This is a genomic window from Paraburkholderia sp. RL17-381-BIF-C (assembly GCF_046026435.1).
GTDB lineage: Bacteria > Pseudomonadota > Gammaproteobacteria > Burkholderiales > Burkholderiaceae > Paraburkholderia.
Genome location: NZ_JARESX010000189.1, coordinates 1 through 1094, shown reverse-complemented (window position 1 = coordinate 1094; position 1094 = coordinate 1). Strand labels below are relative to the sequence as shown.

General features: G+C 59.2%; 1 protein-coding gene. It reads right to left on the bottom strand.

Annotated features, from left to right (window positions below; translation table 11 throughout):
* The coding region (locus P0D70_RS36580) for a nitrilase-related carbon-nitrogen hydrolase (protein WP_408188111.1) at window positions 1–945 on the bottom strand (945 nt) is incomplete at its 3' end.
* Between the last annotated feature and the right edge of the window lie 149 nt (window positions 946–1094).

Genomic DNA, 1094 nt, shown 5'->3' with positions numbered 1-1094 from the left:
GCTGTCGAATCCATTCTTCTCAAACACGACGGGAGGTGTCGCTGCTTCATTGACATGCAGACGGAAGATGTCCGGGCGTGAGTAGTGTCCCACGACGTCAAAATCATATTTCGCGCGCGCAAGATCGTTGAGGTCAAGATCGGCCACAAGCAATGCATCCTGCTCAAAGATTGGCCCGGCAATGAGTTCGCCAAGCGGGCCGACGATGCAACTTCCACCGCTCATCAGCACAGTGGACGGGTCGTTACCCTGGATCGCGGCATAGTCGACAGGACAATCGGATCGGCGCAGGTGCTGGCAGGCCGATAACACGAAGCAGCGCCCTTCCAGGGCCACGTGCTGCATGGAGGATGCCCAGGTGGGCCGGCTATCCGCGGTGGGGGCACAGTAAATCTGGACGCCTTTGGCGTACATTGCCATACGCAGCAACGGCATATAGTTTTCCCAGCAGATCACCGCGCCGAGCCGGCCGAACGGCGTGTCGAAAACCGGCAGGGTCGCCCCATCGCCATAGCCCCAGATCACCCTCTCGCAGCCGGTCGGCATCAGCTTGCGATGCTTGCCGAGCATCGTACCGTCCGGACCGTAAAACAGCGCAGTGCAATATAGCGTGCCGCGATCTCGCTCGATGACACCGATCACGATGTATTGCTTGTGCTCGCCGGCAATCTCGGCCAACCGGCGGACACCGGAACCCGGTACTTCGACAGCGCTGTCATAGTAGCGACGATAGTCGTCGCGCCCGGCAGCCGTTCTTCCACCGACTGTCGAGCCGAAATCGAGACCCTTTGGATAGCCCGAAACGAATGCCTCTGGAAATACGATAAGTTGTGTGCCTTGTCGCGCGGCGTCGGCTGTGAGCGTCGAGACTTTATCGATGGTTCTGTCTGCATCGAACACGACAGAACCCGATTGCGCCACCGCGGCACGTAATCTCTGTTGCATCAGAATTCTCCATTGGTGTCATCGCCGCAATCGTAGACTGCGAGCACGGCCAACCTGGATTGCAACGACTCCAGGCAACTCCTCGCTGAGATTCGCAAGCAAGCGGAAGTCGGAGTCGGACCCGGATCGGCCGAATGCACGAGCGCACC